The 3017-nt window shown below is 49.6% G+C and carries 3 protein-coding genes; 1 reads left to right on the forward strand and 2 read right to left on the reverse strand.

The window, feature by feature from the left end; all coding sequences use genetic code 11:
- Window positions 1–260: 260 nt before the first annotated feature.
- On the forward strand, window positions 261–1829 hold the full coding sequence (locus PHV74_15860) for an AAA family ATPase (protein ID MDD5095827.1): 1569 nt from the start codon (window positions 261–263) through the stop codon (window positions 1827–1829).
- Between the two features lie 414 nt (window positions 1830–2243).
- Here PHV74_15860 and PHV74_15865 read toward each other — a convergent pair whose 3' ends face one another.
- Together PHV74_15865 and PHV74_15870 are read right to left on the reverse strand one after the other, a co-directional pair.
- Complete coding sequence (locus PHV74_15865; GenBank protein ID MDD5095828.1) at window positions 2244–2813, reverse strand: IS630 family transposase; 570 nt, start codon at window positions 2811–2813, stop codon at window positions 2244–2246.
- Window positions 2792–3017, reverse strand: a 226-nt coding sequence (locus PHV74_15870) for a winged helix-turn-helix domain-containing protein (protein MDD5095829.1), incomplete at its 5' end; no start/stop codon positions are given. The genes PHV74_15870 and PHV74_15865, both read right to left, overlap by 22 nt.

Genomic DNA, 3017 nt, shown 5'->3' on the forward strand with positions numbered 1-3017 from the left:
TTGGCAGAATCTGAGGCTTATGGGGTTATCCACATGTCCACACTGTTCACAAAGAAAGAAAAAGTAGCAAAAAGAAAGAAACGATTATTATGACCCTTTCAGGCTCATTTTTGGATTAGAAAAGACTTTGACCCGGGGCAACCACAAATGTAGACTTACATTATTGTCGCACCGCTGTGTGGAAACCCCGGGGAAGAGCATTCAGGCACGAGTCGGTGATGACCAGGAAAGCGTCATCTGTCCAGAACAGACAGCCTCCGATGAATACGAAGCATACACCATCACCAACGGTTGAAATCAACGAACAGTTTCAGCACGCCCTCGATATCATGGAAGGTACCCACAGCAGCATCTTCGTTACCGGCCGGGCAGGCACGGGCAAATCAACATTACTCAACTACTTCCGCGGCATCACCAAGAAGAAGGTGGTGGTATTGGCCCCCACGGGTGTGGCTGCGCTTAATGTTAACGGGCAGACTATCCATTCCTTTTTCCGCTTCAAGCCCACCATCACCCCCGAACGCGTGAAAAGAGTCCGCTCCAAGGATGATGAGGGCAGTATTTATGAAAAGCTGGATGCTATTGTTATCGATGAGATATCGATGGTAAGAGCCGATTTACTTGACTGCGTGGACAAGTTCCTCCAGCTGAACGGGCCAAGTCGGGGCAAGCCTTTCGGCGGCATTCAAATGATCTTTTTCGGCGACCTGTACCAGCTATCACCCGTGGTCACGAGCACAGAGAAAGCAGTTTTTAGCTCACTCTATCAGACTCCGTACTTTTATGGCGCGAAGGTCTTTGCCTCCTTCGAAATGGAGTTCATAGAGCTGGAGAAGGTTTACCGGCAGCATGACGAACAGTTTGTTGCTCTGCTCAACTCCATCCGCAATAATTCCATTGGCGAACAAGGATTACAGATTCTCAACCAGAGATACATGCCCCAATTCGAACCGCTTCCGAGCGACTTTTACGTTTACCTGACCACAACAAATCAGCTTGCCGATCAGATCAATGGTCAACAGCTTGCCAAACTGGACGAGCGCTCGTATGTCTTCCCTGCAAATATCCAGGGGCAGTTTGGCAAGGAATATCTGCCCGCAGCAATTGACCTTCAGGTTAAGGCAGGGGCGCAAATCATGATGGTAAACAATGATGCCACCGGTCGCTGGGTCAACGGCAGCATCGGGAAAATCACGGGCATCACCCACAATAGCAAGAACGAGAGTGCCATCGTTGCCGAACTGGCTGATGACAAGACTGTGGAGATTACACCCTATACCTGGGAGATATTCAAGTTCTTTGCCGAAGAAGGACGACTGCAGTCGGAAGTCGTCGGCAGATTTAAACAGTACCCGCTGATGTTGGCCTGGGCAGTGACCATCCACAAGAGCCAGGGGAAAACCCTGGATAAGGTGATCGTCGATATCGGCAGAGGGACGTTTGCCTACGGGCAGGTTTACGTGGCGTTGAGCCGCTGCACCACACTTGACGGTATTGTTCTGAAGAAGCCCATCCTGAAGAAACACATCTGGACGGACTACAAAGTAGCCGATTTCCTAACGAAGTATCAGTATAAAAAAGCGGAACAAACCTGCCCGGTTACTGATAAGGTTGAAGTAATCAGGAGAGCAATCAAGAATAGAGCGACCCTACGGATAACATACCTTAAACCCAGCGACGAGAAAACGAGAAGGGTCATCAGGCCGGAAACAGTCGGGGAAATGGAGTATCAGGGCAAGAAGTACCTTGGTTTGCGCGCATTCTGCATGAAACGCAATGAAGAAAGGACCTTTCGGGTTGACAGGGTGCTTGAGATAGAAGAGCTGTGAAAGAAGCACGGCCGGCGTTTATCATCAACTCTGTTCGGTCGGTCGGAGTCAAGTCGTTGGCAGGTCACAGCTTCTGTAAACAGTCGCGGCCAAAGGACTGAACGTTAGTCCATTGGATGACGTGTCAAATCCCGTGTCTGTTGAGCCTGGCAAACAATCCGCCCAAATATTTCATCCCCAACCATTTATCCTACCCCCTTGTGGGGAGCCACCGTTTCAGCCAATCCCCGGATTAAGTGAAGCCAAGGCCTATTGTACCATTGATCCCTGCGCTATATAATTGTTTCAATCTTTTGTCTTCCGTTGGCCTTCACACTGCCATCAAAATTCGGCAGAGGACCATGGGCGTGAGCCCATGGGTGAATGCCGTAACACCGCAGGTGATACAATTGGCACATGAAGGTAAAGCTTATTCTAGTTTGCAGTCAAGTCGATACTTTTGATCCATGGCCAGTAGGTTAAGCTCATAACGGCATTTTTGTCGGATGCCATCTCGAATAGTCCTTGTTCTGCTTGTTGGGTGACGGCATCGAGCGAATGAAAGACCTTGTTGGCGAAGTAATTCTTGCGGAGACGATTCCATATCTGTTCTGCCGGATTCAATTCGGGTGAATAGGGTGGCATGAACACAAGCGAGATATTCTCAGGAACGATGAGTTCCTTGCCTCTATGCGATGATGCGCCATCCAGTACCATGATCATGAAATCTTCCGGATGATTCTGGTGGACTTGATTCAGAAAACGACTCATGTTCTCGGTGTTCATCTTCTCCAATGTCATATAATCAAGGGCTCCATCCCACGGGCTTACCGCAGCGTATTCATACCTGAACTCTCGTACCAGCGCCATTTTTACCATTGGCCTGATCGGTGCCGGCGCCCAACAGGCGCGAGGATCACTCATCCGTCCAAACCGGGCTTCATCTTGAAACATTAAACGGACAGGCAGGTTCACCTTATTTTTCAAACAGGCGGTTGCCACCATCGCGGGGAGTTTTTCTTAAACTCCTCTTGAGCAGCCTGATCGCTTTTCGGATGCTTGGTATCCGGTTGTACTTTCCTCCACCCATGACGAGCCAACATACGGTATGTGGTTGATGGTGACGTATCATGCCCTAACCGTTTAACCAAAGCAGCGTGGATCGGAGGAACTGAGAGAACTCCTCCGGTACTGGCTTCAGTCTCCCAA

The organism is Dehalococcoidia bacterium (assembly GCA_028711995.1).
Lineage (GTDB): Bacteria > Chloroflexota > Dehalococcoidia > SZUA-161 > SpSt-899 > JAQTRE01.